At 72.8% G+C, this 26,749-nt stretch carries 28 protein-coding genes, 1 tRNA gene and 1 pseudogene; 14 read left to right on the forward strand and 16 right to left on the reverse strand.

Going from position 1 to position 26,749, the window contains the following annotated elements; translation table 11 throughout:
- Complete coding sequence (locus EAD96_RS29445) at positions 1-1,458, forward strand: menaquinone biosynthesis decarboxylase (protein WP_030273542.1); 1,458 nt, start codon at positions 1-3, stop codon at positions 1,456-1,458.
- A complete protein-coding gene (gene mqnP, locus EAD96_RS29450) occupies positions 1,458-2,363 on the forward strand; it encodes a menaquinone biosynthesis prenyltransferase MqnP (protein ID WP_091414355.1) in 906 nt (301 codons plus the stop codon). Before EAD96_RS29445 ends, mqnP begins: the two co-directional genes overlap by 1 nt.
- A 27-nt stretch (positions 2,364-2,390) precedes the next feature.
- Here mqnP and EAD96_RS29455 read toward each other — a convergent pair whose 3' ends face one another.
- The gene (locus tag EAD96_RS29455) at positions 2,391-3,356 is read right to left on the reverse strand and encodes a terpene synthase (protein ID WP_121686532.1); all 966 of its coding nucleotides are present in this window, start codon (positions 3,354-3,356) and stop codon (positions 2,391-2,393) included.
- Between the two features lie 146 nt (positions 3,357-3,502).
- Between EAD96_RS29455 and EAD96_RS29460 the strand changes: the two genes are divergently transcribed.
- Positions 3,503-4,147: a UbiX family flavin prenyltransferase gene (locus EAD96_RS29460; protein ID WP_047891631.1), complete on the forward strand. Its 645-nt coding sequence runs from the start codon at positions 3,503-3,505 to the stop codon at positions 4,145-4,147.
- Positions 4,148-4,203: 56 nt separating this feature from the next.
- Here the strand turns inward: EAD96_RS29460 and EAD96_RS29465 are convergent, their stop codons facing one another.
- Positions 4,204-4,470, reverse strand: coding sequence for a BldC family transcriptional regulator (locus tag EAD96_RS29465; protein ID WP_013473529.1), 267 nt, complete (start codon positions 4,468-4,470; stop codon positions 4,204-4,206).
- A gap of 257 nt (positions 4,471-4,727) precedes the next feature.
- Here EAD96_RS29465 and EAD96_RS29470 point away from each other — a divergent pair, with 257 nt between their 5' ends.
- Genes EAD96_RS29470 through EAD96_RS29480 form a run of 3 tightly spaced genes read left to right on the forward strand, consistent with a single transcriptional unit; the run spans position 4,728 to position 7,176 of the window.
- A complete protein-coding gene (locus tag EAD96_RS29470) occupies positions 4,728-5,186 on the forward strand; it encodes an Lrp/AsnC family transcriptional regulator (protein ID WP_120572118.1) in 459 nt (152 codons plus the stop codon).
- A gap of 42 nt (positions 5,187-5,228) precedes the next feature.
- A complete protein-coding gene (locus EAD96_RS29475) occupies positions 5,229-6,071 on the forward strand; it encodes an SDR family oxidoreductase (protein WP_121686533.1) in 843 nt (280 codons plus the stop codon).
- A 10-nt stretch (positions 6,072-6,081) separates the two neighbouring features.
- A complete protein-coding gene (locus EAD96_RS29480; RefSeq protein WP_120572116.1) occupies positions 6,082-7,176 on the forward strand; it encodes a PLP-dependent cysteine synthase family protein in 1,095 nt (364 codons plus the stop codon).
- A 16-nt stretch (positions 7,177-7,192) separates the two neighbouring features.
- On the opposite strand, the gene EAD96_RS29485 is transcribed toward EAD96_RS29480, so the two are convergent.
- Together EAD96_RS29485 and EAD96_RS29490 are read right to left on the reverse strand one after the other, a co-directional pair.
- Positions 7,193-7,813 (reverse strand): putative glycolipid-binding domain-containing protein, encoded by a 621-nt coding sequence (locus EAD96_RS29485; protein ID WP_121686534.1) that lies wholly within the window; start codon positions 7,811-7,813, stop codon positions 7,193-7,195.
- 94 nt (positions 7,814-7,907) lie between these two features.
- The gene (locus EAD96_RS29490; protein WP_036311366.1) at positions 7,908-8,123 is read right to left on the reverse strand and encodes an AlpA family transcriptional regulator; all 216 of its coding nucleotides are present in this window, start codon (positions 8,121-8,123) and stop codon (positions 7,908-7,910) included.
- Between the two features lie 188 nt (positions 8,124-8,311).
- Between EAD96_RS29490 and EAD96_RS29495 the strand changes: the two genes are divergently transcribed.
- The gene (locus tag EAD96_RS29495; protein WP_091414371.1) at positions 8,312-8,563 is read left to right on the forward strand and encodes a flavin reductase; all 252 of its coding nucleotides are present in this window, start codon (positions 8,312-8,314) and stop codon (positions 8,561-8,563) included.
- A 290-nt stretch (positions 8,564-8,853) separates the two neighbouring features.
- Here EAD96_RS29495 and EAD96_RS29500 read toward each other — a convergent pair whose 3' ends face one another.
- From EAD96_RS29500 to EAD96_RS29530, 7 genes are all read right to left on the reverse strand, one after another.
- On the reverse strand, positions 8,854-10,743 hold the full coding sequence (locus EAD96_RS29500) for a DEAD/DEAH box helicase (protein WP_121686535.1): 1,890 nt from the start codon (positions 10,741-10,743) through the stop codon (positions 8,854-8,856).
- A 190-nt stretch (positions 10,744-10,933) separates the two neighbouring features.
- Complete coding sequence (locus EAD96_RS29505; protein ID WP_233586224.1) at positions 10,934-12,283, reverse strand: serine/threonine-protein kinase; 1,350 nt, start codon at positions 12,281-12,283, stop codon at positions 10,934-10,936.
- A gap of 1 nt (position 12,284) precedes the next feature.
- Entirely contained in the window at positions 12,285-13,793 is a 1,509-nt protein-coding gene (locus tag EAD96_RS29510) for a penicillin-binding protein 2 (protein ID WP_121686536.1), read from the reverse strand.
- The gene (locus EAD96_RS29515) at positions 13,790-15,172 is read right to left on the reverse strand and encodes an FtsW/RodA/SpoVE family cell cycle protein (protein ID WP_233586226.1); all 1,383 of its coding nucleotides are present in this window, start codon (positions 15,170-15,172) and stop codon (positions 13,790-13,792) included. The genes EAD96_RS29510 and EAD96_RS29515 overlap by 4 nt, the downstream gene beginning before the upstream one ends.
- A 139-nt stretch (positions 15,173-15,311) precedes the next feature.
- Positions 15,312-16,754 (reverse strand): PP2C family serine/threonine-protein phosphatase, encoded by a 1,443-nt coding sequence (locus tag EAD96_RS29520; RefSeq protein ID WP_120572428.1) that lies wholly within the window; start codon positions 16,752-16,754, stop codon positions 15,312-15,314.
- Positions 16,751-17,236: an FHA domain-containing protein gene (locus EAD96_RS29525; RefSeq protein ID WP_013283305.1), complete on the reverse strand. Its 486-nt coding sequence runs from the start codon at positions 17,234-17,236 to the stop codon at positions 16,751-16,753. The genes EAD96_RS29520 and EAD96_RS29525 overlap by 4 nt, the downstream gene beginning before the upstream one ends.
- Before the next feature lie 6 nt (positions 17,237-17,242).
- Positions 17,243-18,031, reverse strand: coding sequence for a DUF3662 and FHA domain-containing protein (locus tag EAD96_RS29530; protein ID WP_026267912.1), 789 nt, complete (start codon positions 18,029-18,031; stop codon positions 17,243-17,245).
- A gap of 209 nt (positions 18,032-18,240) precedes the next feature.
- Between EAD96_RS29530 and EAD96_RS29535 the strand changes: the two genes are divergently transcribed.
- The 4 genes from EAD96_RS29535 (at position 18,241) to EAD96_RS29550 (ending at position 20,999) form a co-directional block, all read left to right on the forward strand.
- Positions 18,241-18,326, forward strand: a tRNA-Leu gene (locus EAD96_RS29535).
- Positions 18,327-18,397: 71 nt separating this feature from the next.
- Positions 18,398-19,507 (forward strand): NAD-dependent epimerase/dehydratase family protein, encoded by a 1,110-nt coding sequence (locus EAD96_RS29540; protein ID WP_175438584.1) that lies wholly within the window; start codon positions 18,398-18,400, stop codon positions 19,505-19,507.
- Positions 19,504-20,310 (forward strand): WecB/TagA/CpsF family glycosyltransferase, encoded by an 807-nt coding sequence (locus EAD96_RS29545; protein ID WP_120574068.1) that lies wholly within the window; start codon positions 19,504-19,506, stop codon positions 20,308-20,310. Before EAD96_RS29540 ends, EAD96_RS29545 begins: the two co-directional genes overlap by 4 nt.
- A gap of 86 nt (positions 20,311-20,396) precedes the next feature.
- Positions 20,397-20,999, forward strand: coding sequence for a hypothetical protein (locus EAD96_RS29550; protein ID WP_121686538.1), 603 nt, complete (start codon positions 20,397-20,399; stop codon positions 20,997-20,999).
- Here EAD96_RS29550 and EAD96_RS29555 read toward each other — a convergent pair.
- From EAD96_RS29555 to EAD96_RS29565, 3 genes are all read right to left on the reverse strand, one after another.
- Positions 20,967-21,365 carry a hypothetical protein gene (locus EAD96_RS29555; protein ID WP_091413673.1) on the reverse strand — a complete coding sequence of 133 codons (399 nt, stop codon included), beginning with the start codon at positions 21,363-21,365 and terminating at the stop codon, positions 20,967-20,969. The genes EAD96_RS29550 and EAD96_RS29555 overlap by 33 nt on opposite strands.
- A gap of 149 nt (positions 21,366-21,514) precedes the next feature.
- Positions 21,515-21,736, reverse strand: coding sequence for a DUF397 domain-containing protein (locus EAD96_RS29560; RefSeq protein WP_013283299.1), 222 nt, complete (start codon positions 21,734-21,736; stop codon positions 21,515-21,517).
- Positions 21,706-22,587 (reverse strand): helix-turn-helix transcriptional regulator, encoded by an 882-nt coding sequence (locus EAD96_RS29565; RefSeq protein WP_121686539.1) that lies wholly within the window; start codon positions 22,585-22,587, stop codon positions 21,706-21,708. The genes EAD96_RS29560 and EAD96_RS29565 overlap by 31 nt, the downstream gene beginning before the upstream one ends.
- A 733-nt stretch (positions 22,588-23,320) precedes the next feature.
- Here EAD96_RS29565 and EAD96_RS29570 point away from each other — a divergent pair.
- Positions 23,321-23,608, forward strand: a complete 288-nt coding sequence (locus EAD96_RS29570) for a hypothetical protein (protein WP_121686540.1) — start codon at positions 23,321-23,323, stop codon at positions 23,606-23,608.
- Between the two features lie 98 nt (positions 23,609-23,706).
- The gene (locus tag EAD96_RS29575) at positions 23,707-24,189 is read left to right on the forward strand and encodes a hypothetical protein (RefSeq protein WP_199733338.1); all 483 of its coding nucleotides are present in this window, start codon (positions 23,707-23,709) and stop codon (positions 24,187-24,189) included.
- Between the two features lie 13 nt (positions 24,190-24,202).
- Here EAD96_RS29575 and EAD96_RS29580 read toward each other — a convergent pair whose 3' ends face one another.
- On the reverse strand, positions 24,203-25,222 hold the full coding sequence (locus EAD96_RS29580) for a PASTA domain-containing protein (protein ID WP_121686541.1): 1,020 nt from the start codon (positions 25,220-25,222) through the stop codon (positions 24,203-24,205).
- 97 nt (positions 25,223-25,319) lie between these two features.
- The gene (locus EAD96_RS29585) at positions 25,320-25,991 is read right to left on the reverse strand and encodes a PASTA domain-containing protein (protein WP_233586225.1); all 672 of its coding nucleotides are present in this window, start codon (positions 25,989-25,991) and stop codon (positions 25,320-25,322) included.
- A gap of 103 nt (positions 25,992-26,094) precedes the next feature.
- On the opposite strand from EAD96_RS29585, the pseudogene EAD96_RS29590 reads away from it, so the two are divergent.
- A pseudogene (locus tag EAD96_RS29590) lies at positions 26,095-26,749 on the forward strand (hypothetical protein); the annotation flags it as partial.

The following is a 26,749-nucleotide window of genomic DNA, read 5'->3' on the forward strand; positions in this document are numbered from 1 at the left end:
ATGGCGGCTCGCTTCCCGTACACCGATCTGAAGGACTTCCTCGCGGCGCTGGAGCGTGCGGGCGAGCTGCGGCGGGTGAGCGCGCCGGTCGACCCCACGCTGGAGATCAGCGAGATCGTCACCCGCACCGTCCGGGCCGGCGGGCCCGCGCTGCTGTTCGAGCGCCCCACCCGCGGTGAGATGCCGGTGGCGATCAACCTGTTCGGCACCGAGAAGCGGATGGCGATGGCGCTCGGGGTGGAGCACCTCGACGAGATCGGCGAGCGCATCGGCGACATGCTCAAGCCGGAGCTGCCGCAGGGCTTCTCCGGGATGATGGGCGGCCTGGGCAAGGTCATGCAGCTCAAGTCGATGCCGCCGAAGAAGGTCAAGACCGCCCCCTGCCAGCAGGTGGTCTACCGGGGCGACGACGTCGACCTGAACCGGCTGCCCGGCCTGCAGGTGTGGCCCGGTGACGGCGGGATCTTCCACAACTTCGGGCTGACCCACACCAAGCACCCGGAGACCGGCAAGCGCAACCTCGGGCTCTACCGGCTCCAGCAGCACAGCCACAACACGATCGGCATGCACTGGCAGATCCACAAGAACTCCACCGCGCACCACGCGGTCGCCGAGCGGCTCGGCCAGCGGCTGCCGGTGGCGATCGCGATCGGCGCGGACCCGGTGGTGGCGTACTCGGCCAGCGCGCCGCTGCCGGCCGACATCGACGAGTACCTGTTCGCCGGGTTCCTCGCCGGTGAGCGGGTCGAGATGGTGGACTGCTTGACCGTCCCGCTGCAGGTGCCGGCGCACGCGCAGATCGTGCTGGAGGGCTACATCGAGCCGGGCGAGCGCCTGCCCGAAGGGCCGTTCGGCGACCACACCGGCTTCTACACGCCGGTCGAGCCGTTCCCGGTGATGCACATCGAGTGCATGACCATGCAGCGCGACCCGGTCTACCACTCGATCGTCACGTCCCAGCCGCCGCAGGAGGACCACGGCCTCGGCAAGGCCACCGAGCGGATCTTCGCGCCGCTGCTGCGCTTCCTCATCCCGGACATCGTCGACTACGACCTGCCCGCCGCCGGCGTCTTCCACAACTGCGCGATCGTGTCGATCCGCAAGCGCTACCCCAAGCACGCGCAGAAGGTCATGAACGCGATCTGGGGCGCGCACATGATGTCGCTGACCAAGCTGATCGTGATCGTCGACGAGGACTGCGACGTGCACGACTACAACGAGGTCGCGTTCCGCGCCTTCGGCAACGTCGACTACGCCCGCGACCTGATGGTCACCGAAGGCCCGGTCGACCACCTCGACCACGCGTCGTACCAGCAGTTCTGGGGTGGCAAGGCGGGCATCGACGCGACCCGCAAGCTGCCCGAGGAGGGCTACAGCCGGGGCTGGCCGGAGGAGATGCGCATGTCGCCCGAGGTCGTCTCGCTCGTCGACAAGCGCTGGAAGGAATACGGGATCTGATGACGGCGGCAGTCCAGGAACGGCCCGGCCGGGTCTCGTCCTTCCTCAAGCTCGTCGCCATCGAGCACTCGGTCTTCGCGCTGCCGTTCGCGTACCTGTCGGCGCTGACCGCCATGCAGCTCGACGGCGGCCGGGTGCGCTGGCTCGACCTGCTGCTGATCACCGTGGCGATGGTCGGCGCGCGGACGTTCGCCATGGCCGCGAACCGGATCCTCGACCGGCGGATCGACGCGCGGAACCCGCGTACCGCGAACCGGGAACTGGTCACCGGCGCGGTGAGCGTGCGGACGGCCTGGACCGGCGCGGCCGTCGCGCTCGTGGTGTTCCTGGCCGCCGCCGCCCTGCTCAACCCGCTCTGCCTGGTGCTCGCGCCGCTCGCCGTGGTGCCGCTCGTGGTCTACCCGTACGGCAAGCGGTTCACGAACTGGCCGCACGCCATCCTCGGGGTGGCCCAGGCGGTCGGCCCGGTCGGCGCCTGGCTGGCGGTCACCGGCACGCTCGACGGCTCCGGCCCGGCCTGGCTGCTCGGCGCCGCGGTCGGCCTCTGGATCGGCGGCTTCGACCTGATCTACGCCTGCCAGGACGCCGACGTGGACCGGGAGATCGGCGTGCACAGCGTCCCCGCCCGGTACGGGCTGCGCTTCGCGCTGCACGCCTCCACTGTCGCGCACGTGGTGACGTTCGCGCTGTTCATCTGGTTCGGTGCCTGGGTCGGCTTCGGCTGGCTGTGGTGGATCGGGCTGGCGCTGACCGCTGTCGCCTTCACCTACCAGCACATGGTGGTCAGCCCCACCGACCTGAGCAAGGTCAACCGGGCGTTCTTCACCGCCAACGGGTTCGTCGGCATCGCGTTGTTCGTCCTCGCGCTGCTCGACCTGGTGATCCGGCTCGGCCTGCGGCCGTAACGGCGACGACCGGGCGCCGCACCCCGGTCAGGACGCCGCGGCGACCGGGTAGCGGGCGCTCTCCAGCGTCCAGTCGACAGTGCCGCGCACGGCGGCGGCCAGCCCGTCGAGATGGATGGCGACCGCGTCGTCGAGCGTCGGACCGAACGACGGCGCCGCCGCCAGGAGCGCCGCGAACCGGTCCATCTCGGCCCGCCAGTGCGCGGCCACCAGGTCGACCGCCGCCGGCACCGGCACGCCCCGCTCGGCGGCCGTCGCCAGCACCAGGTTGTGCCCGCCGCCGGTGGCCCGGTCGCGCTCCAGCGAGGCGATGTCGTTGAACCAGGACAGCAGGTCGTTGGCGAGGCCGGCGAGCCGCCGCAGCGCCGGATGGTGGTAGACCGCGTCGGGCAGCGGACGCCCGGACGCGAACTCGATCAGCGGGTACGACACGTACGCCGCCGACGTGGCCCGGCGCAGCCGCAGGTACTCGGCGACGCCCGGTGGGCGGCCGGACGTGGTGGCGGTGGCCTCCCGGTACACCCCGTCGAGGTGGTCGGCGACCGCGTCGGCGAAACGCAGCCGCCACCGGGCCGGCATCCGGCGGCGCGGCTCCCGCCACGCCTGCACCAGCAGACGGCGCAGCGGGCCGGAGAAGCCCGGATGGCGGGCGCGCGGGCCCTCGCGCAGCAACGCGAGCGCGCCGTCACGCAGCGCCCGGATCTGCGGCGGGGTCAGCCCGTCCCGCCCGTCGCAGGCGTCGTCGACGAGGAAGAACCAGGTGAACACCGCGGTCAGCACCCGCAGGTCGGGCTCGGTGGCGTCCGGGTAGAGCCGCCCGGCGTACCGGGCGAAGCCGGCCCGCGCCAGCCGTCGGCGGGTGTCCGGGTCAGCCGGCAGGCCGAGCCGGTCGACGAGTTCCACCAGCCAGCCCTGCACGTCGTCGGCGTACGGGGAGAGGCGGGGCGGGATCGGGCAGTCGGAGCGGAGCGCCCGCAGCACCGCCGCCGTCATCACCGGCCCCTCCCGTGGAAGTGGATCGCCGGTCGAAGAATTTCATGTCGCGGGACGTTCCGTGAACCCTCTGGACATCCCGGGCGGGCCGACCGAAAGGGGGGTCGCCGCCCGGCCGCCTGCGGCGACCAGGCACGCTTGAGGGCATGCGCGAACCATGGGTGGTGGGTGTCTCCGGCGCGTCCGGGACACCGTACGCGGCGGCTGTCGTCCGGGGCCTGCTCGACGCCGGCCAGGCGGTGGACCTGATCGTCTCCCGGGCGGCCCGGCTGACGGTGCTGGACGAGACCGGCCGGCCCTTCCGGGACGCGCACTGGGCCGAGGACCTGGCCGCCTGGCTCGACCGCGACCTCACCGGCGCGGACCTGCGGCACTGGCCCGCCGGTGACCTGGCCGCGGGCCCGAGCAGCGGCTCCTACCCGGTACGCGGCATGGCGGTGGTGCCCGCGAGCACCGCCGCGTGCGCGGGCATCGCGATCGGGCTGTCGAAGGATCTGCTCCAGCGCGCCGCCGAGGTGAACCTCAAGGAGCGCCGCCCGGTCGTCGTGGTGCCCCGGGAGACGCCGGTGACCCGCAGTCACCTGGAACATCTCATCGCGCTGCACGACGCCGGCGCGGTGGTGCTGCCGGCCAGTCCGGGCTTCTACGGTGCCGGCGCGGCGGCGTCCGCCGGGCAGCTCGTGGACTTCGTGGCCGGGAAGGTGCTCGACGCGCTCGGTGTCGAGCACACGCTGTTCCGGCGGTGGTCCGGCGAGCTGGCCGCCGGTCGCCGTGAGGCGGATCCGGACTGACCGGCCCGGCTGCGACGTACGGGGCGCGGCCCTCGGCCGGACCGCGCCCCGCACGTTCAGTACATGCCGGCGTTCGCCGGTCCGGGGCCGGTGGAAGCGGTCGGGCCCATGTTGCGGGCCTTGCCCATGTCCTCCGCCTCGTCCAGCATGCCCTCCCCCTCGAGCAGGGCCCGCACCTCGGATTCCCGAAACCGGCGGTGCCCTCCTGGAGTCCGGATACTGCCGATCCGGCCGGCCGCTGCCCATCTGGTCACGGTCTTCGGGTCCACCCGAAACAGCGCAGCGACCTCACCCGGTGTCAGCAGGCGATCTCCAGTGTCCACAGCCCCCTCCTCGCGTCGACGAAGCCCCCGGCTGAACACACTGCCCCCGGCCGGTGCGAGCCCAGAGCCGTCATGAGGGACGTATGGCAATTACAGCACCGGCTACCGGACGTGTCCGCCAAACGCGAAAAACGCACACACTGGGAAGGATAGGAAATGGTACCGGCGGAGAACCCCCGTCATCGTACGTTTGTGAAGGGTTGATCCACGGGTACCGACAGTGTTCCGTGGTCGCCGAACGGATAGGGTCACTCTCCGTGGACACGATCGACCTGAGCCTCGTGGAGCTGTTGCGGGGCAACGCCCGTCTGTCGTACGCCGAGCTGGCCCGTCAGGTCGGCCTCTCCGCCCCGGCCGTGCACGAGCGGGTCGGCAAGCTGGAGTCCAGCGGCGTGATCCGGGCGTACCGGGCCGAGGTCGAGCCGGAGTCGATCGGGCTCGGCGTGACGGCGCTCATCGGCATCATCGAGGACTCCGACGCGGACACCGACGACGTGCTGGAGTCGTTCCGCCGCATCCCCGAGATCGAGTCCTGCTACTTCATGGCCGGCGTCGAGTCCTTCCTGCTGAAGGCGCGGGTCGGAACGATCGCCGAGCTGGAGCAGTTGATCGTCCGGCTGAACCGGACGGCGGGTGTGGCGTCCACCCGCACCAGCATCGCCCTGTCGACCAAGTGGGAGAACCGCCCGCAGCCGCTGGAAGCGCCCACCGCCTGACGCCTCTGGCCCCGGGCCGCCGGTTGCGGTTAACGTGCGCCGATGACGAGCTCGGGACGCGGTGCCGCAGTGGTGACCGGAGCGGCCGGCGGGCTGGGGCGGGCCATCGCCGCCGCGCTGCACGCCGACGGCTGGAACGTGCTGCTCACCGACACCGACGCCGGGGCCGCGTCGGCCGCCGCCGCGTCGCTGGGCGGCTGGTCCCGCCCGCTCGACGTACGCGACGAGTCCGCCTGCGCGGAGGTCGCCGCCGAGGCGGCGGCCGCGCCCGGTGGCCTGGGGCTCTGGGTGAACAACGCGGGCATCCTGGTGACCGGCCCGTCGTGGGGACACGACGCCCCGACCCGCCGCGCGGTGGTCGAGGTGAACGCGCTCGGCGCGATGAACGGCACGCTCGCCGCCGTCGCGGTGATGCGCGAACAGGGCCGCGGCCACGTGCTCAACGTCGTCTCGCTGGCCGGGCTGATCGCCGCGCCCGGCGAGACGGTGTACGCGGCCAGCAAGCACGCCCTGCTCGCGTTCAGCCTCGGCACCCTGAGCGACCTGCGGATGGCCGGCGTCCGGGGCGTACACGTGTCGTGCCTGTGCCCGGACGGGATCTGGACGCCGATGCTGCACGACAAGCTGGACGACCCGGGAGCGCTGGCGTCCTTCACCGGCGCGCTGCTCACGCCGGAGCGGGTGGCCGCGCGGGCCGTCCGGCTGGCCCGCCGGCCCCGGCCGGTGGTCAGCCTGCCGCGCTGGCGCGGCGCCCAGGTGCGGCTCCTGGACGCCTTCCCCCGGCTCGCCCTGGCCCTCACGCCGGTGATCCGGGCCACCGGACGGGCCGGTCAGCGGCGGCAGGCCCGCCGGGTCCGGGAAAACCCGAGCCCACCTCGCTTGTAACGTTGCCGACGTGACTCACTTCGACCGGTGCGACGAGGCCAGCCGGCGCTGGGTGACCGAGGCGATCGCCACTGTCGAGGCGGACGCCAACCGCTCCGCCGACACCCACCTGCTGCCGTTCCCGCTGCCCCGCGAGTGGGGGATCGACCTCTACCTCAAGGACGAGTCGGTGCACCCCACCGGCTCGCTGAAGCACCGGCTGGCCCGCTCGCTGTTCCTCTACGGGCTCTGCAACGGCTGGATCGGCCCGGACACCACGATCGTCGAGGCGTCGTCCGGCTCGACGGCCGTCTCCGAGGCGTACTTCGCCCGGATGCTCGGGCTGCCGTTCATCGCGGTCATGCCCGCCTCCACGTCGCCGGAGAAGATCGCCCAGATCGAGTTCCAGGGCGGGCGCTGCCACCTGGTGGACGACCCGTCCAAGGTCGTGGTGGAGGCGCGCTGGCTCGCCGAGGACAGCGGCGGCCGGTTCATGGACCAGTTCACCTACGCCGAGCGGGCCACCGACTGGCGGGGCAACAACAACATCGCCGAGTCGATCTACGCCCAGCTCGCGCTGGAACGGCACCCGGTGCCCGCCTGGATCGTGGTCGGCGCCGGCACCGGCGGCACCAGCGCCACCATCGGCCGGTACGCCCGGTACCGGCGGCTGCCCACCAAGCTCTGCGTGGTGGACCCGGAGAACTCCGCCTTCTACCCCGCCTGGCAGGCCGGCGACTGGTCGGTGCGCACCGACCGCGGCTCCCGGATCGAGGGCATCGGGCGGCCCACCGTCGAGGCGTCCTTCCTGCCCAGCGTGGTGGACCGGATGGTGCAGGTGCCGGACGCCGCGTCGCTCGCCGCGATGCGGGCCGGCTCGGCGGTGCTCGGCCGCCTCGTGGGCGGCTCCACCGGCACCAACCTGTGGGGCGCGTTCGGGCTGATCGCGCAGATGCGCGCGGCCGGGCGTACCGGCTCGGTGGTCACGCTGATCTGCGACCCGGGCGACAGGTACGGCGACACCTACTACTCCGACGAGTGGGTGGCCGCGCAGGGCCTCGACCTCGCGCCGCACCTCGCCACCATCGACCGGTTCCTGACCGACGGCACCTGGCCGGCGGCCTGAACCGGACCCCGGACGGTCAGAGCGGGTCGACCCGCTCGGCCAGCCCCGGGTAGCGCACCACGAAACCGTCCGGGTCGACCTCCAGGTCGGCGGCGAACGTGTCACTGGAATACCGGACCCGGCCCGGGCCCAGCGAGGTGTAGACCTGCTCGGCGGGCACCACGGCCAGGCCGGGCAGCAGCACCCAGGCCACCGTCACGGCGGTGGCCAGGTCGGCGGGCAGCCGGCCCAGCCCGATCCGGCGGATCGGCAGCGTGTTCGTCAGCGGGGAACCGCCCAGATCCACGTCGAGCGCCTCGGCGAGCCGGCTCGGGTCGTCGGTGCCCGGCAGGCCCGCCGGTGGGTGGCCCACCACGCTCAGCGCCGCGTCCAGGTCACCCTCCTCGCCGGTACGCACGCGCCACCCGTCCCGGCCCCGCTCCAGGCGTACGCTCCGCGACCAGCCGGCACCCTCGGACTCGACCTCCAGCCGGTTCGTCGACCAGTCCGGGCCGACGGTCAGGCGGTACCGGCACGTGTACGGGATCGGATCCACGGCGAGCGCCACACCCTGCGCGGTCAGCCCCTGACCGTCGTCGAGCACGACGTGCTCGGAGCCGGCGGTGTCGGTCCGGGCCCAGAAGAGCGACTTCGGCATGGTCCGGACGTTACGCGACCCGGCCGTCGGCGGCAGCGGATGCGCGAACGCCGCCGCCGGGAGTCAGGAGACGTACGGGTCATACCTCGTCGGGCTACTCGTCGTCGTCCGCCGGCCGGGGCGGCCGGTGCTCCCGGATGTACCGCTCGACGTCCCGCTTCAACCAGACCGCGCCGACCGACAGCTCTTGATACGGCGCGGGGAATGCGGGGTGCCGCCGGATCTCGCGGAATCTCGATCTGCCCACGCCGAGCATCTTCAAGATCTCACCGGCCGCGACAAGTTCGCCCGGTCCCGTCTCCTTGGTCACGACTTCGAAGGTAGGAGCGGTCCGACCCGACCACCGTTACGCGAACAAATAAACCCACCTACGTAGGCCCGTCAACGTTGACAGGGGGGCAACTGAGCGATCTGATGGATCAGGCCCCCCGCCCGGTGGCGAGTTTCGCGGCGGACGGGGGTGCCACCTGGACGCCGAACCTTGCCAGGAGGCCCCGAGTGACCCAGCGCCACGCTCCGCTGAAACCCCTCTGGGTCTGTACGGCAGACCTGCTCAACTGGCCGTGCGAGAACGCCAAGGCCGAGTTGGTCGCTGACTACGAGCACGACCGACGCCACCTCGCCGTCGATCTGGCCGCCCTGATGCGGCAGGCAACCGATGACCTGACCAGGCTCTACTCCGAGCCGCCGGACCCCGCCGAAATGCACATCCGGTTCCTGGGCTGGCTGCGGTCGGTGCGCAATGTCTGACCCGATCGGCACCGGGCTGCTCCTGGCCGCCGTCATCGCCCAGGCGTTCGGCTGCTGGGTCGCCTGGTCGTGGGGCCGGTCCGCTCGGCGCAGCCTCCGGCAGACCATCGACAAGGCCACCCCGACGCCACCGCCCGACTGGCGGCCTCGTCATCGCCTGTCGCTGTGGAATGAGCCGACCCGGCGATATCCCGTCCTCACACCGCGCAGCTGGAACGGGAGCCGACATCACCCCGGACGCACCGCCGCCGCCGAGCGGATGCTCGGCGGCGGCAGTGGGTGCGCTCAGATCAGTGGGTACGTGCCGGCGGGCGCCCGCCGAAGCCGCGCCTGTCGTCCCGCCCCCGCCCCTCGGCCCGGAAACCGCCGGCCCGGCGCTCGGCCGGACGCGCGTCGCCCCGGTCACCGAAACGCCGCTCGGCGTGCGGGCGGTCGTCCTGGCGCCGGTCGCCGAAGCCGCGCGAGCCGCTCGGCCGGTCGTCGTACCGCCGCTCGTCGCGGTCGTACCCGCGTCCGGCCGCCGGCCGCTGCCGGTCCCCGTACGGCCGCTCGGACCGCTCGCCGAAGCGCCGGTCGTCGTCGCGCGGGCCGCGGTCGTCGGACCGCTGCTCGCCGACGCTCCGGCCGTCGAACCGCCGGTCGCCGAAGCTGCGCTCGTCGCGACGCTCCGGCCGCCCGAAGCGGCGCTCACCGCCGCCGGACCGCTCGCCCGAGTAGCGCTCGCCGGCCGGCCGGTCGCCGAACCGGCGGTCACCGCCCCGGTCCGCGAACCGGTCACTCGACCGCTCGCCCGCGGGCCGGTCGCCGAAGCGGCGCTCGCCCCGGCCGTCGCGGTCGCCGAACCGGCGCTCGCCACGGTCGGAGAAGCCCCGGCCGCCACGGTCGAAGCCCCGGCCGTCCCGGTCGCCGAAGCGGCGCGAGCCGCCGCCGCGCCGCGGCTCCGGCTCTTCCCGGACCGGTACGCCGCTGGGCTCGCGCGCGCCGGTCAACTCGGCCAGCGCCTCGTCGCCCGCCCGGACCCGGGTCTCGGCCGGCTCGACGCCCGCCTTCTCCATCATGGCCAGCGTGGTGCGGCGCTGCTTCGGCAGCACCAGCGTCGCCACCGCGCCCGACTCGCCGGCCCGGGCCGTACGGCCGGCCCGGTGCAGGTAGTCCTTGGGGTCCTTCGGCGGGTCCACGTGCAGCACCAGCGAGACGCCGTCGACGTGGATGCCCCGGGCCGCCACGTCGGTCGCGACCAGCACGGGCGTCCGGCCCTCACGGAACTCGGCGAGCGTCTTGGTGCGCATGCGCTGGGTCTTGCCGCCGTGCAGCCCGCCGGCCCGCACACCGACGGCCGCGAGCTGCTCGACGAGCCGGTCCACGCCGAGCTGCGTACGGGCGAACAGCATGGTGCGGCCCTCACGGGCGGCGATGGACGCCGCGACCGCGAACTTGTCGTGCGGCGGGATCAGCAGCAGGTGGTGATCCATGGTGGACACGGCGGCGGTGGCCGGTGCGGTCGAGTGGGTGACCGGGTCGGTCATGAACCGCTTGACGAGCGTGTCGACGTCGTTGTCCAGAGTGGCCGAGAACAGCAGCCGCTGCGCGTCCGCCGGGGTCTTCGCCAGCAGCCGGGTGACCTCGGGCAGGAAGCCCATGTCGGCCATCTGGTCGGCCTCGTCCAGCACGGTGATCTCGACGTCGTCGAGACGGCACACGCCGCGCTCGATCAGGTCGCCGAGCCGTCCCGGGGTGGCCACGATGATCTCCACGCCGCGGCGCAGCGCGTCGATCTGCCGGTCGTACGGCACACCGCCGACGGCGGTCTTCAGGAACACGCCCACCGACTTGCCGAGCGGCACGAGGGCGTCGTTGACCTGCATGGCAAGTTCACGGGTGGGGACCAGGACCAGGGCGCGCGGGTGCAGCGGCCGGGCCCGGTTGCGGTCGGCGACCCGGGCGATGACCGGCAGGCCGAAGGCGAGCGTCTTGCCCGAGCCGGTCTGGCCCCGGCCGAGGACGTCGCGGCCCGCCAGCGAGTCGGGCAGCGTGGCCCGCTGGATCTCGAACGGGGTGGTGATGCCCTGCCGGGCGAGCGTCTCGACGAGCTGCCGGGGCAGGCCGAGCGAGGCGAAGTCGACGGTCTCGGGCGTCGGGTCGATGGACGGGGACGTGCTGGATTCAGCGAACGTGGTCAAGAAATACCTCTCGAGCGGGGCGCATCTTCGCGATGGCCCGCCGCGGCCTGTCACGCCGCCGAATCGCCCGCAAGATCGCCCATGGGCGCGCGCAGTCGGGCGCGCCGGGTCAATGATCAGAGACAAGTGTACGGCGCATCGACGACTCCGCCACGGCAACGCGAGACCGTAGTGGGCGGGCTCACCCCTGTCACTCGATGAGCATGGTCCCGGTCAGGCCGCTCAGCGCGTCGTTGGCCAGGAAGACCACGAGCAGGCTGATCGCGATGAGCATGATCAGCGCGACCGCCAGCACGATGACCACCTTGGTGTTGCCGCCCCGGGCCGCCGGGCTCTCCTCGGACCAGCCCTGGGCCAGGATGTGCCCGGTCAGCGATCCGGAGTTCTCCAGCGGGTTGCCCTGCGGGAACGACACGGTGGCGAAACCCGGCCCGTCGGTCCCGCCGTACGCGGCGGTGGCGAGATCCGGATCGGCGGGCTGCGGGCGTACCGGACGGGTCGTGTCGGCGTCGCGGCCGGGCGTGGCCGGCGGCGGCCAGGTCGGCAGCGCCGGGGCCGGCACCACGGGCGGCGGCGGTGCCGACACGGGTGCGGCGGCCCACGACGGCAGCGCACCGTCCGGCGGGCCGGCCGGTGGCGACAGGGGCGTGACCGGCGGCGCGACGGGCGCGGCCGGCGAGGCGGGTACGCCGGAGATCGGGTGCCCGGCGCGTGCCGCCTGGGAGAGCGCGAGCTTGGCCTGCCGGGCGATGCTCGCCAGCGCGGCGGCGCTCGGCCAGCGCGCGGCCGGGTCCTTCGCCATGGCCCGCTCCACGATCGCGCGAACCTGTGGTGGGATGTCGGGCGGAAGCGCCCGCGGAGCGTCCCGCACGTGCTTCATAGCGATTTCGAGGGGGTTGTCCCCCTCGAACGGGCGGCGGCCGGCCAGGCACTGGTACGCGACCACGCCCAGCGCGTAGACGTCCGAGGCGGGGGTGGCGACAGCGCCGGTGGCCTGCTCCGGCGAGATGTACGAGGCGGTACCGAGCACCGAGCCGGCGGCGGTGAGCTGGCCGACCAGGTCCGAGCGGGCGATGCCGAAGTCGGTGAGCACGAGCGTGCCGTTCGGCCGGACCAGCAGGTTGCCGGGCTTCACGTCGCGGTGCACGATGCCCTTCTCGTGCGCCGCGTGCAACGCGTCGGCGGCCTGCGCCAGCAGCGCCATCGTGCGGGCCGGGGTCAGCCGGCCGACGCGGCTGAGCGTGGCGGAGAGCGCATCGCCCTCGACGTACTCCATCACCAGGAACGCGATGTGCTGGTCGCTGCCGAAGTCGTAGACGTCGACCACGCCGGGGTGGTTGATGGTGGCCATGGTCCGGGCCTCGCCGCGGAACCGCTCGGCGAAGCCCGGTTCGTCCAGCAGCGCCGGGAGCAGGCTCTTGACCGCGACGGTACGGCCCAGCACCTGGTCGGTGCCGCGCCACACGTCGCCCATGCCACCGCTGGCGATCCGCTCGTCGAGGCGGTAGCGGTTGCCGAGCTTGACTCCCGGACCGAGCACGTCAGCGCCTCCCGGAGTCGGCGATCGCCGCCGCCATGATCCGGCCGGCGATGCGGGCTGCCTCGGCGCTGCCGCCGCTGCCCGCCTGCTCCAGCTCGACGCAGACCGCGGAGAGCGGCGTGCCGTCCTTGTCCAGCGCGAAGCCGATGAACCAGCCGTGGTCCGGGGTGTTCGGGCCGGACTGGGCGGTGCCGGTCTTGCCGCCGACCACGAAGCCGTCGATGGCAGCCCGGCGGCCGGTGCCCTCCTTCACCACGTTCTGCATCATGTCGCGCAGGTCGGCGGCGACCTGGCCGCTGATCGGGCGGCGCAGCTCGCGCGGCTGGGCGGCGTCGTAGACGGTGGTGCGGTCCGGCCCGAGCAGCTGCTTGACGAGGTAGGGACGCATCTGCTTGCCGTCCTTGTTGGCCACCGCGGCGGCGATCATCGCGCCCTGCAACGGGGTCATCCGCACGTTGTTCTGGCCGATCGACGACTGCGCCAGCGCGGCCTGGTCGGTGCTGCCGTCCGGGTTCTGCATGTCGCCGGTGCGGCTGGCGGCCACCGGCAGGCCGCCCTCACCGAGCTGGCCGACGGTGAGGTCCTCCTGCTCGAAGCCGAACTGCTTCGCCTTCTCCTTGACCTTGTCGGAGCCGAGGCGTACGCCGAGCTGGGCGAAGCCGGTGTTGCAGGACTCGGTCACCGCCTCGCGCAGCGTCACCTGCGACTCGGGGCAGATCGACGGCGCGGCGTTGCGGATCGGCTGACCGGCGCCGGGCGCGGTGTAGCTGGAACCGGCCGGGATGCGGGTCTGCTGCCCGACGCCGTTCTCCAGCGCCGCCGCGGCCATGATGATCTTGAAGGTGGAGCCCGGCGGCAGCGTCTCGGACAGCGCCCGGTTCGCCAGCGGCCGGTCCTTGTCCTTCTCCAGCGCGTTGTACGCCCGGTCCGCCTCGGTGCTGTTGTGACTCGCCAGCGGGTTCGGGTCGAAGCTCGGCATGGAGACCAGCGCCTGCACCGCGCCGGTACGCGGGTCGATCGCGATGGCCGCGCCCTTGGTCGCGCCGACCTGGTTGTCGTTGAGCTGCTTGTACGCCGTCTGCTGGGCACCCTTGGAGAGCGTCAGCAGCACGTTGCCGCCGCCGGTCTCGTCACCGGTGAACATGTCCTTGATCCGGCTGGCGATGAGCGCGTCGCTGGTGCCGGCCAGGAAGTCGTTCTCCACCCGCTCGATGCCGCTCGCGCCGCCGTTGACCGGCTTCCAGCCGAGCACGTGCGCGTACATCGCCCCGCCCGGGTAGGTGCGCTGGTACTTCAGCTCACCGCCGGTCTCCTTGCTGACCGCGTACGCGGTGCCGCCGACCTCGATGTTGCCGCGCTTGCGGTCGTACTCGGCGACCTGAACCCGGCCGTTGTAGTCGCTGTTGCGGTACTCGTCGGCCTTGTAGGCCTGGATCCAGTTCAGGTTCGCGAACAGCAGCCCGAACAGGACGATCACGACAACGCCGACGCGGCGCAGGGGGGCGTTCACGGCCGGATCACCTCCGTCTGGGCGCCGTGCAACTGCTCGGGCGGACCGCCTGCGGGCCGGGCGGCCGGACCACGGCCGCCGGTCACCGGGCGGCGGGCGCCGTCGGAGACCCGCAGCAGCACCGCGATCAGCAGCCAGTTCGCCATCAGCGACGAGCCACCGGCGGACAGGAACGGGGTGGTCTGACCGGTCAGCGGGATGAGCTTGCTGATGCCGCCGACGATGACGAAGACCTGCAGGCCGAGCGTGAACGCCAGACCACCGGCGAGCAGCTTGCCGAACGAGTCCCGCACCGCCAGCGCGGCCCGCAGGCCCCGCTCCACGATCAGCAGGTAGATCACGAGCAGCGCGGAGAGACCGAACAGGCCGATCTCCTCACCGATGCCGGCGAAGATGAAGTCGGTCTGCACCTCGGGCAGCAGTGCCGGCTGGCCGCCGCCCGGCCCGGCCCCGAACAGGCCGCCGGTGCCGAGCGTGAGCAGCCCCTGCACCAGCTGGTAACCCCTGTCGTACGGCTCGGCGAACGGGTCCAGCCAGATCTGCGCCCGGTCGTAGAAGTTCGCGAACGGGCCGCCCACGGTGCTGCCCAGCACGTACGCCAGGTAGGCGCCGCCGAAGAACAGGATCAGACCGATGAGCAGCCAGCTCACCCGCTCGGTGGCGATGTAGAGCGTCACCACGAACATGCCGAAGTAGAGCAGCGACGTGCCCAGGTCCTTCTCGAAGATCAGGACCAGGAGGCTGACCAGCCACACCACGAGCACCGGGCCGAGGTCGCGCCCCCGCGGGAAGTCGATGCCCAGCACCCGCCGGCTCGCGAGCGAGAGCACCTCGCGCTTGCGCACCAGGTAGTAGGCGAAGAACGTCAGCAGGGTCAGCTTGGCGAACTCACCCGGCTGGATCTGCCCCAGGCCGGGCACGATGATCCAGAGCTTGGCGCCGTTGATCTCGGAGAACCGCGACGGCAGCAACGCCGGGATCATCACCAGCACGATGCCGGCCAGGCCCAGGGTGTACGCGTACCGGGACAGCGAGCGGTGGTCGCGCAGGATCGCCAGCAGAGCGGCGGCGAGCACCACCGCGGCGAGCGTCCAGGCGAGCTGCCGGCCGCCGGTGCCGGCGAAGACGGCCAGGTCCTCCCGCTCGGCGGGCGTGGCCTTGGCCAGGTCGTACCGCCGCAGGAAGCCGACCCCGATGCCGTTGAGCAGCGCCACCGCGGGCAGCAGCGCCGGATCGGCGTACGGCGCCAGCCAGCGGATCACCAGGTGCAGGCCGAGGAAGACCAGCCCCAGTGCGGCGGCCGGGATCCAGAAGTCGGGCGTGATCGTGTCCAGCGCCTTCGCCTCGACCATCGCCGCGTACGCCGCCACGAGCACCATGGCGAGCAGGAGCAGGGACAGCTCGGCGTTACGCCGGGACCGGGCCAGGCGTACGCCGGACTGCTCGCCCGTCGAAGCGGGCGAGGCGGCCGGTACGGCGGCTGCGGTCACGGATACGTCCTCGGGATCGAGCCGGCACTCACTCCGGCGACCGGCAACCCGCCGGGTCGGCCGGCGGAACGGTGTCGGAGGGTACGGCGTCGGGCGTGATGGTCGACGTCGGCGACGGCGCGCCGGAGGTCGGTGAGCCGGCAGGCGGCGCGGACGGTGTGGGGCTGCCGCTGGCCTGCGGGTTCAGCGCGCCCGTCGTCGTCACCGGGGTCGGGCTGGTCACACCGGGCGACGGGTCGGGCGGGCAGAGCGGCTTGAGGTTCGGGTTCGCCGGGTCCTCGCTCGTCAGCTCCGCCAGCCGGCGCTCCGCGTCCGGCTCGTTGCGGGCCTGGATGCCCTGCTTCACCCGTTCCTGGGCGGCCAGGGTGAGGTCGTCGAGCCGGGCCTCGCTGCGCTCGTGCACGTTCGACAGGTCCAGCCCGGCGACCTGGCCGGGCACCCCACGGAAGACCGCGAGCTGGCCGTCGTCGGTGGCGCCGACGTAGTACTGCCGCTGGGTGTACGTCCATCCGCCGAACGCGCCACCGCCGACGATCACCGCGAGCGCCAGCACCATGGCGGCGGTACGCAGCGGCCGGCGACGACGCCGCTCGGGCTCGTCGTCGCGGTTGTCCACCGGCTCCTCGGGCGCGGGCGGCCGGGGGGCGGACAGCGCCGAGGCGCGGGCCGCCGGGGTGGAGTCGTCGGCCGAGGTCGCCATGCCCCGGTCGCGGGCGGCGGCGCCGCCGACGATCGGGGACGCCTCGACGATGTCCTGGTCGGTGGCGTCGGCGATGATCACGGTGATGTTGTCCGGGCCGCCGCCGCGCAGCGCGAGCTGCACCAGGCGTTCCACGCACCGCTGCGGGTCGGGGTACTCCCGCATGGTGTCCGCGATGGTCTCCGCGCTGACCACGCCGGAGAGCCCGTCGGAGCAGATCAGGTAGCGGTCGCCGGGCAGCACCTGGCGGACGCTGTACTCCGGGTCGATGTCGCGGCCGTCGAGCGCCCGGGTGAGCAGCGAGCGCTGGGGGTGGCTGCTCGCCTCCTCCGCGCTGATCCGGCCCTCGTCGACGAGCATCTGGACGTACGTGTCGTCCTTGGTGATCTGCGCGAACTCGCCGTTGCGCAGGAGATAGGCCCGCGAGTCACCGATGTGGACCATGCCGAGCTTGCTGCCGGAGAAGAGGGTCGCGGTGAGCGTCGTGCCCATCCCCTCCAGCTGCGGGTTGGCGTCCACGGTGTCGCGGAGCTGCTGGTTGGCGGTGCCCACGGCGGAGCGGAGCGCGTCGACCAGGGCGTCACCGGGGACGTCCTCGTCGAGTGGCGCCATGGCACCGATGACGATGTTGCTGGCGACGTCACCGGCGGCCATGCCGCCCATGCCGTCGGCCACGGCGAGCAGCCGCGGTCCGGCGTAGACGGAATCCTGGTTGCCGTCTCGGATCAGACCGCGGTCGCTGTGGGCCGCGTAGCGCAGGGTCAGAGTCATGGCCGTAATTCGAGGGAAGTGCGGCCGATCCGGATCGGCACGCCGAGGGGGACGGGGGTTGGTCCGGTGACCTTAGCGCGATCGAGATAGGTGCCGTTAGTCGATCCGAGGTCCTCGACGTACCACTGCCCGTCGCGGGGCACCAGCCGGGCGTGTCGCGCCGAGGCGTAGTCGTCGGTGATCACCAGGGTCGAGTCCTCCGCGCGGCCGATGGTGATCTGGGCCTCCCCGAGCGTGATCCGGGTGCCGGCGAGCTGACCGGCGGTGACCACCAGCTGGTGGGCGGCCCGGCCGCGCTTGGCCTTCGCCGGCTTCCCCGGCTGCCCGGTCGACGCGCCGATCCCCCGCGGCGCGGCCACGAGCCGGCCCGACCGGGCGCCGGCGAAGAGATCCCGGCGGATCACGCCGACCACCGTGAACACGAAGATCCACAGCAGGATCAGGAACCCGAACCGGGCGACGGTGATGACGAGTTCCGGCAACGCGGATCAGCCGTCCACGCGGAAGGTCAGCGTCGTGGTGCCGAGCTGGATCATGTCGCCGGGGTTGAGGGCTACCGCCGAGACCCGCTGGCCGTTGACCATCGTGCCGTTGGTGGAGCCCAGGTCGGTCAGCACCACCTGGCCGCCGTCGAAGTCCAGCCGGGCGTGGCGCCGGGAGATGCCGACGTCGGGCAGGCGCAGGTTGGCCTGGTCGCCGCGGCCGATCACGGTCGAGCCCATCTGGAGCGGGTAGGTGCGGCCGTCGCCGGAGACCAGGCGGACGTTGCGGCCGCCGCCGTGACCGGGCGGAGGGCCGTAGCCGCCACCCTGGTCGTACGCCGGGTAGGCCGGGCCGGCGTCGTAGCCGCCGGGCGCGGAGACCGGGGCGACGTCCCCACCGGTGTAGACCTCGGCGGTGACCCGGAACATGCCGGTGTCCAGGCCCTCACCGCGTTCGACCTCGACGATCACGTCGCCGTAGACCGTCCACGCCTGCTCGCCGATGAACTCGGCCTGCGACTGGGCCAGCTCCTGGGCCAGCGCCGCAGCGTACGGCGCCAGCCGACTGTGGTCGTAGGGCGAGAGATCGATCACGTAGCGGTTGGGCACAAGGGTGCGCCCACCGGCCAGGATCGCCTTGTGCGCCTCGGCCTCCCGCTGCATGGCGTTGAGGATCTCCACGGGGTGGACCACCCCTTTGAAGACCTTGGCGAAGGCCCCCTCGACCAGGCCTTCCAGACGCTTCTCGAAGCGTTGCAGCACGCTCACCGGCTCCTCCTCGGGTCCCGAGGCAATGATGGTATCCGGACACCGCCTCCGCAGCTCACACGCCGCTCGGCCGGCTGCCGTCGGCCTGTTCGTGACCAGGCCCGCGGACGTGCTAAAGTTTCGCCCGCCACGAGCGGTGATCGTTCGTGGCGTGGCCAGTGGACAGCGTAATATGTCCCGGCACCCGCCGCAGATGGCGGGCGCGGGATGCGATATGGTGTTCCGGGTCGTGCCACGGGGATGTGGCGGAATGGCAGACGCGCACGGTTCAGGTCCGTGTGTCCGAAAGGACGTGGGGGTTCAACTCCCCCCATCCCCACCAGAGCAAGGGCTCCGCACATCGCGGGGCCCTTGCTTCGTATCGGGGCGTTCCGGACGTCACGCTATGCTCCGATGGTTTCCCTGCCTCCCACGGACCAGGAGTGGCGTGTGACTGTCGCGTTGGTGACCGGTTCCGGCGGTCTGATCGGCTCCGAGGCGGCCCGGCACTTCGCCGGACTGGGTCTCGACGTGGTCGGCATCGACAACGACATGCGGCGGTACTTCTTCGGCGAGGACGGCTCCACAGCCTGGAGCCTGGACCGGCTCGCCGCCGACCTCGGCTCCGCGTACACCCACCACGCCGTCGACATCCGCGACCGCGACGGGCTGGAGCAGGTCTTCAAGCGGTACGGCAAGGACATCGCCGTGGTGATCCACAGCGCCGCCCAGCCGAGCCACGACTGGGCCGCCAAGGAGCCGTTCACCGACTTCGACGTGAACGCCGGCGGCACGCTGAACGTGCTGGAGAACACCCGCCGGCACGCGATCGACGCGCCGTTCATCCACTGTTCCACCAACAAGGTGTACGGCGACCGGCCCAACTCGCTCCCGCTGATCGAGCTGGAGACCCGCTACGAGCTGCCCGAGGACCACCGCTGGTACGACGGCATCACCGAGGACATGTCGATCGACGAGTCGCTGCACTCGATCTTCGGCGCCTCGAAGGTCGCCTCCGACGTGATGGTCCAGGAGTACGGCCGCTACTTCGACATGAGGACCGCCTGCTTCCGGGGCGGGACGCTCACCGGGCCGGCGCACTCCGCCGCCGAGCTGCACGGTTTCCTGGCGTACCTGATGCGGTGCGTGATGGAGGGCCGGACGTACAACCTCTTCGGCTACAAGGGGAAGATGGTCCGGGACGCGATCCACTCGCACGACGTGCTGACCGCGTTCGAGGCGTTCTTCCGCGAGCCGCGCTCCGCCCAGGTCTACAACCTCGGCGGCGGCCGGCACTCGAACACCTCGCACATCGAGGCGTTCCGGATCGCCCAGGAGATCACCGGCCGCGAGGCCCGGATCAACTACGTCGAGCAGGCCCGCACCGGCGACCACCAGTGGTACGTCAGCAGCATGGCCCGGTTCGAGGAGCACTACCCCTCCTGGAAGATCACGTACGACGTGCCGATGATCCTGCGCGAGATCTACGAGGCCAACGTCGACAAGTGGGTGCCGAAGGCATGACCACCGGGACCAAGCGCAACGTGCTCGGCGTCGGGGTCGACGCCACCGACTACGCCCGGGCCACCGAGGCCGTGGTGGCGGCCGCGCACGAGCGCCGCCCGCTGGCGCTCACCGCGCTCGCCGTGCACGGCGTGATGACCGGCGTGCTCGACCCGGCGCACAACGCCCGGCTCAACTCGTTCGACGTGGTCACCCCGGACGGGCAGCCGGTGCGCTGGGCGCTCAACCTGCTGCACGGCGCCGGGCTCACCGACCGTGTCTACGGGCCGGAGCTGACCCTACGGGTGCTCGCCCGGTTCGCCGAGGAAGGGCTGCCCGTCTACCTCTACGGCTCCACCGAGGAGACGCTGTCCCGGCTCGTCCCGGCGCTGGAGCGCAAGTTCCCCGCGCTGAAGATCGCCGGAGTCGAGCCGTCCAAGTTCCGTGCCGTCGCGCCGGGCGAGGACGCCGAGATCGCCGACCGGATCCGGGCCAGCGGTGCCCGCCTCGTCCTGGTCGGGCTGGGCTGCCCGCGCCAGGAGGTCTTCGCGTACGCCATGCGCCCGCTGCTGGACATGCCGCTGATGGCCGTCGGCGCGGCCTTCGACTACCACGCCGGCCTGCTGCGCAACCCGCCACCGTGGATGCAGCGCGCCGGGCTGGAGTGGTTCTGGCGGCTCGGCCTGGAGCCCAAGCGCCTGTGGCGCCGGTACGTCATCCTCAACCCGGCCTACCTGGCCCGGCTCGCGGCCCAGAAGACCGGCCTGTGGAAGGCCACACCGCCCGCGCCGGCCACCGGGCGTCCCGCCACGTTCGACGTCTGACCCCCACCCCTACGGGCAGGGGTACGGGACGAACCGGGGTGCCGTCCCGGATTCGGCGGACGCCGGAACGGGCAAGGCTAGGGGGCATGGATGACCGTCTCGCCCTGCTGCTTCCCGTCGCCGCCGTCTGGCTCGCCGCCGGACTGGTCGCGGAGGCCCTGCCCGGCATCGACCGCGCCCGGGCGCTGCGCCGGCGTACCGGATGGTTGTCCGCCCTGGTCCTGACCGGCCTCGCGCTCACCGCGGCGGTCCTCGCCGCGGGCCTGCAGAGCGCCGGCGACACCACAGTGGACCGGGCCGCCGCCGCACTCGGCGTCGCGGCGGTGCCGGCGGCGGTGGTGGCGGTCTGCACGGTACGGCGGGTCCGGCGGCTGCGGTCCGGCGCGGGCGCGTTCGCGGCGGCGCCGGGAACGCCCGCCCCGCACGGGTTGCGCGCGGCGGCGGCGCACCCGCTGATCGCGCTGCCGCTCCAGGCGACGGCGATCGCGGTGCTGGTGGCGGTGCTGCCGGCGGTCGGCGTCGATCTGTTCGCCGCGCCGGGCGTCGCCGGACCGGTGATCACCGTCGGGGTGCTCGGCGTGTGCGCGATCGGCGTGCGCCACGCGCTTCGGCACAACCGGCTCGTCGAGCGGGCGATGCCGGCCGCCGAGGCGGTGTCAGCGCGACCGGCTCGCGCCCTGCACGTATAGCAGTTCCAGGATCGCGCGGGTCGCCTCGAACCAGCGGTCCAGCCAGCCGGGCGGAGGCACGCTGCCCTTCGGCGGCAGCTCCATCAGCAGGCCACGCAGCAGCGGGTGGTCCACCAGGGACTCCTGCTGCTCGACCGGCCAGCCGCTCGGCGGGAAGGACGGCTCGGTCAGCGGGTTGGGGTCCAGCGACGGCAGCGACAACGGTGCCGCGGCCTGCTCGGGGACGCCACCCTCGCGGGTGTCCTCGCCGTCACCGGAGACCACCTCGGTGAGGACGGTGTCCCGGCGGGCACCCCGGTACTTGCCACCGAAACGCTCGGGCTTGCCCGGGCCGCTGGTGAGGTTCTCTGAACCGATCGTCGTCATCCGTCTCGCCTGCCTTGTTCGGTTGCCGATCCGTGCGGTTCAACGAGGCGGATCGGAACTGGCGACGGGTGCCCGGCGCCGCGCGGGCACCCGGACGCGAATGGTCCCGCCCGGCGGCGCTGCCGGGCGGGACCACATCTCGGTGCCGGTCAGCTCCGGCCGAACACGCCGTTCCGGGCGCGGGCGACGAAGGCGTGCCAGTCGCCCGGAGCGAAGACCAGAGCCGGGCCGGTCTTGTCCTTCGAGTCCCGCACTCCGACCGCCCCGGTCACGTACGCGACCTCGACGCAGTTGTCGCAGTTCGGCCCGCTCTTCGAGCTCTTGAACCACGTCGCCTGCGTCAGGTCCACGGGGAACTCCTTGGTCGCCATTTCCACAGTGGCTCCTCTGCCAGTTTCGCGATGTGTGCGATGGACTCCTCCGGGCGCATGGCTGCTGCTCGAATGTGATCGAAGATGAAGCTGTACTTCTGCAGTTCGTCACTCTTCTCCAGGAAGAGCCCACCCGTGGCGTTCTCCGCGTACACGACATCGGGATCACTCGGCTCGGGGAAGCTGAGGATCGTGAAGGTCCCGTCCATGCCGGCGTGCGCTCCCACCTCGAAGGGCAGGACCTGCACTGTCACGTTCGGCAGTTCGGCCACCTCCACCAACCGCTTGAGCTGGCCACGCATCACCACGTCGCCGCCAACCGGCCGGCTCAGCACCGCCTCATCGAGCACCACCCACAGATCGACCGGATCGTCCTGCGTCAACAACGACTGACGGCCCAGACGGACACGCACCCGAGTGTCGACCTGTTCGTCGGTGAAGTCCGGCCGGGCCGCCCGGATCATCGCACCGGCGTACTCCTCCGTCTCCAGCAGACCCGGCACCACCTGCTGCTCGTACGTGCGGATGGAGCTGGCCGCGGCCTCCAGGCCGACGTACGCGCCGACGAGCACCGTGCTGTACGGATGCCACCAGCCCTTCTGCCGGGCCTCCCGGGCGATCTGCACCAGCTCGTCGCTCTCCGCGCCGACCACCCCGTAGATGCGGAGCATGTCGCGTACGTCGCGCGGGGTCGCCGTGGTGTGGCCGGTCTCGATCCGGGAGATCTTGGACGCCGAGCACTCCAACTGCTCGGCGACGACTTCGATGGTGATGCCCGCCGCCTCCCGCTGCCGGCGGAGTTCCGCCCCCAGCCGGCGTCGCCGGATGGTGGGGCTGCGCCGTTCGCTCACGGAGTCTCCTCAGTTCGCGACTGCGGGGCTCGCAGGACCGGCTCACTCCTCGCGCTCACGGTGCCACCTCAGTTCGCGACTGCGGGGCTCGCAGGACCGGCTCACTCCTCGCGCTCACGGTGCCGTCCATCGGCTTGCGGGAACACGCTTCACAGTCACCCGGCTACCTCCGGTCGGTCGCGCCCCGGTTCGGCTCCCACCGCGGGCGCGACCGGCGGGCGGCGGGTGTGCGTTCGCGGCAGGGGTGGTGCCGGTCGTCGACCGGCCGCGACGGGCGAAACCGGCGTCCAGTGTGCCGCTCCGATACCTGACGCTTCAAGTTTCGGTGTTTGCGTGTCCGACTCACCTATCAGCAAAACTCGACGTGCAACTTGCATGTCGCACGTCCCTGATGCAGTCTGTCCGTATGGCACGGGTTACTCACCGTCTTCGCTTGATCTCCGGGAGTGGTGACACCACGATCCGTGGGACGGCCGGAGGGGAGCCGTCCCGCGCCGTGAGACCTGCCCCGGAATGAAGACCCCGTCGCTGCACGCCAGCTTGGCTGCGGCGGCGGGAGCGGTAACCGGGAGCAGCCGGGTGATGGTCGGGTGGCGGTCCGCCACCGCGGGTACGGCCCGACCAGCACCGACCCACCGACCGCCGGTCCACGAGGCAGACCCCCCGTCACCGGACCGCACCGACCCCCGTTCAGCCTCGCCGGTCCCGCCGGCCGACCTTCCCAGGAGCCCATGTGCTTCCCCGCTCCGGTGACGTACTGCACGTGACACGCGCGGCGAGTGTCCAGTTCCTCCGACCGATCATGTTCCGGGTGATCCGGGTGCTCGACTGGCCGACCTACGACGGTTGGCTCTGGCTCGACGGCTACGAGTTGAACGCGGCGGGGGACGCGGTCAACCGGAGGTCGATCTTCGTACACCAGGAGGGGTTGCGGCAGCTCCAGGCCGCGCCGGCTCCGCGTCAGCACACGGTGCGGACGGCCCGCCGCCCGGCGGTCCGGACCCCGGTCCGGGTCGGCTGACCTCACGATTCCCGGTCGGGAGGGCGTGCCGTCGCCATAGAATCGGTACGCCCACCCCGGCATGTTCCACCCCGCGCGCCATGGACCCTGAACCTGGGATGGTCATGGTCAACTTGCCCGCCGCGCGCCGGCACCACCGGTCCCGTATCGGCTATGCCCTCGGGCTCTTCCTCTTCCTCGTCACCGCGACCGCCCTCGCGCTCGCGGTACGTCATCCCGCCTTCTCCGCCACCCAGCAGCTCGCCGAGCCCGTACCGGCCCCGGAGATCACCGTGGCCGGCGAGGAAGGCCGGTCGGGGTCCGACGCGGCCGGGTCCGACAACGCCGGGTCCGGTCCGGCCGACTCCGATGCCGCCGACTCCGACGAGCCGGACGACGAGGGCGGCTGGGCCGACGCCGACCCGGCGGAGGACGAGGACGAACCGGCCTCGGGTGCCGGGGGCGGCGAGGGCGCGCTCGCCGAACGGCCCACCGACACGACCGACAACCTCAGCCGGTCGCTGTTCTACTCCGGGCTGCTCGGGCTCGCCATCTCGCTGGCCGGGCTGGGTCTGGTCGGCACCCGCAGACGCCAGTGGTGAAGTCAGGGGCGCGTCAGGGCGTGGTGGTCGTCGCCGGAGCCGATCCGGGAGTGCTCGGCCCGCTCGTCGGCGGCGCGGGTACGGCCACCACGATGGTGACCCGGTCGTCCTCGCCCACCGGGTAACCGGCCTCCGGATCGGTGGAGATCACCGTGCCGGCGGGGCGGTCCGACGCCCGCCGCTGCACCCGGTAGTCCAGGTCCAGCCGGTCGAGCGCCGCCCGGGCAGCCGCCTCCGGCAGCCCCACCAGCGGCGGCATCGGCACCTCGACCGGTGCGGTCGTGGCCGGGGGCGTACTCGGCGGTGAGCTACTCGGCGCGGCACTGGTCGGCGCGGCGGTCGTCGGGGCGGCGCTCGTCTGCGCCGAGATGCTCGGCACCGCCGGGCCCGGATCGGAGTTCCGGTCGGCGGCACGCAGCGCCAGCCACACCCCCACCCCGATCAACCCGAGCAGGAGCAGTGCCAGGATGCCGAGCAGGATCGGCATCCACCAGCGGCGCCCGGCCTGCTCGTCGCCGTACCACTCGGCCCCGGGCTCGGGATAGCCCGCCGGCCGTGGTGGCGGCACCCCGGCCCGGCCGGACCAGGCGCCCACCGGTTCCTGCGGGGCGGTGGCGTCGAGCGGACGGCGCGGACCGCCCTGCCCGGCGGGGCCGCCCGGTCCTGCCGCCCCGCCCGGTCCTGCCGGTGCGCCGGGCAACGGGCGGGTGGCGTCGCCCGCGTTCCGTGGCATGGCGCGGGTCGCCTCCACGTCTTCCCCGGCTGCATTCCGCGGCATCGCCCGCGTGGCGTCCACGTCCTCGCCGGCTGCGCCCCGGGGCATGGCGCGGGTGGCGTCCGCGTCCTCCCCGGCCGCGTTCCGCGGCATCGCCCGGGTGGCGTCCGCGTCCGGCTCGGGAGGCGACGCTCGGGACGGGTCGGCGTCTGCACCGGCCGCGTCGCGAGGCATCGCGCGGGTCGCGTCGGCGTCCGGGGGCAGCGCCCGGGTCGCGTCCGCGTCGCCGGCGGGTGGTTCCTGACGGTCGTCGCTCATGGCACGTCCTTTCCCCACCGGGACGGGGCGCAGGGCCCTCGATCGTCCACCGTAACGGTCCCCGGCGACACCGGCTGGGATCAGCGCGCCGCGCCCGTCAGGGAGTCGGCGACGGGGAGACAGTCGGCGGCGTGGACGCCTTGTCGCCGCAGGTGAGCGTCACCTGGTCGTTCCACCGGGCGGTGCCACCGGCCGCCGGCTCCTGCGCCGTGACCGGACCCTGGCGTCCGGTGGCGTACCGGGGATAGAGCCCCGCCTCCACCAGGTCGTCGGCCGCGTCGGAGCAGGACAGCGTGCTCACGTCGGGCACGGTGACGGCCGGCGCCGGCCCGGAGACCCACACGGTGACAGTGGTGCCGCGCTTCACCGGCGTGCCGGGAGCCGGTGAGGTGCGCTCCACGGTGCGTCCGGCGCCCGTACCGAACACCAGGCGCCAGCCGAGCCGGCGCTCGCGCAGGTCCCGGCGGGCCTGCTCGAAGTCCACGCCCACCACCTCGGGCACCGTGAGCCCGGCCGGGGCGCTGCTGCGCGTACCGTTCGGCCGGGCGGTGGCGGTCGGCGGCGCTGTGGTCGCGGAGGCCGATGTGGACGCGGCGCCGACCGGTGCGGTGTCGCCGGGTGCGGCCGGGCGCTCCGGCTCACCGGCGAGGATCCACCCGACGCTGGCACCGATCACCGCCAGCAGGATCACGGCCACGCCACCGCCGAGGAGCATCCTGCCCCGCCCCGGCCCGCCGCCGTCGGCTACCGGTTCCCGCTCGTCCGTCATGCTCCCCGCCCCGATCATCGACGACCGTATCCGTTGCTGCGGAACGGTCACGGCCTGTCGTCACGACTCGCCGCGCCGACCTCGGGACGTTACGCTCCCCGGCATGGTCAGACGGGGCTGGGGAGGATCGACAGCCGCCGCGCTCGGCGTCGCCGCCGGCGCGGGCGCCGCGCAGCTCGGTTTCGGGTACGGGCTGGGCATCATCAACTGGGCGCCGGCCGGCGCGGTACGGGCCGAGGCGGCCTGGGTGGCGAGCCTCGCCTGGGCGACCTGGATCGCGGCGACATCGGTCATCGTCGGTGCGGTCTGCGCCCAGCGCCTGCGCGGGAGCGACGACGAGCCGCGGGGCACACTGCCCCGGCTCGGCCTGGCGCTCGCCGCGGGTGCCGGCGCGATCGTCACCGTGCTGCTGGTGGCGGTTCCGGCGCGGGCGGCACGGGTGCCGGACGTCGCCGCCCCGCAGGTCGTCGCCGCCGCGTACGCGGGTGCGGGGCTGCTGCTCGGTGTGCTGCTCGCCGTCTGGGCGCTGCACACCCGGGCCGCCGCCACGAACCTGATCGCCACCACCGGCTGGCTCTGGCTGCTCGCCGTGGTGTCGGTGGTCGACGGGGTGGTCGCCGGCCGTGGCCTGACCACCGCCCAGCTCGGCATCTGGCAGATCAGCGCGGACCGTGGCGCGTTCTGGATCCGCGACTACTTCTACTGGCCCGGTGCGCTCCTGTCGGTACTCTCCGCCCTGGTGATCGGCCTGGTGGCGG

The sequence above is a fragment of the Micromonospora sp. BL1 genome (assembly GCF_003667485.1).
Lineage (GTDB): Bacteria > Actinomycetota > Actinomycetes > Mycobacteriales > Micromonosporaceae > Micromonospora > Micromonospora tulbaghiae.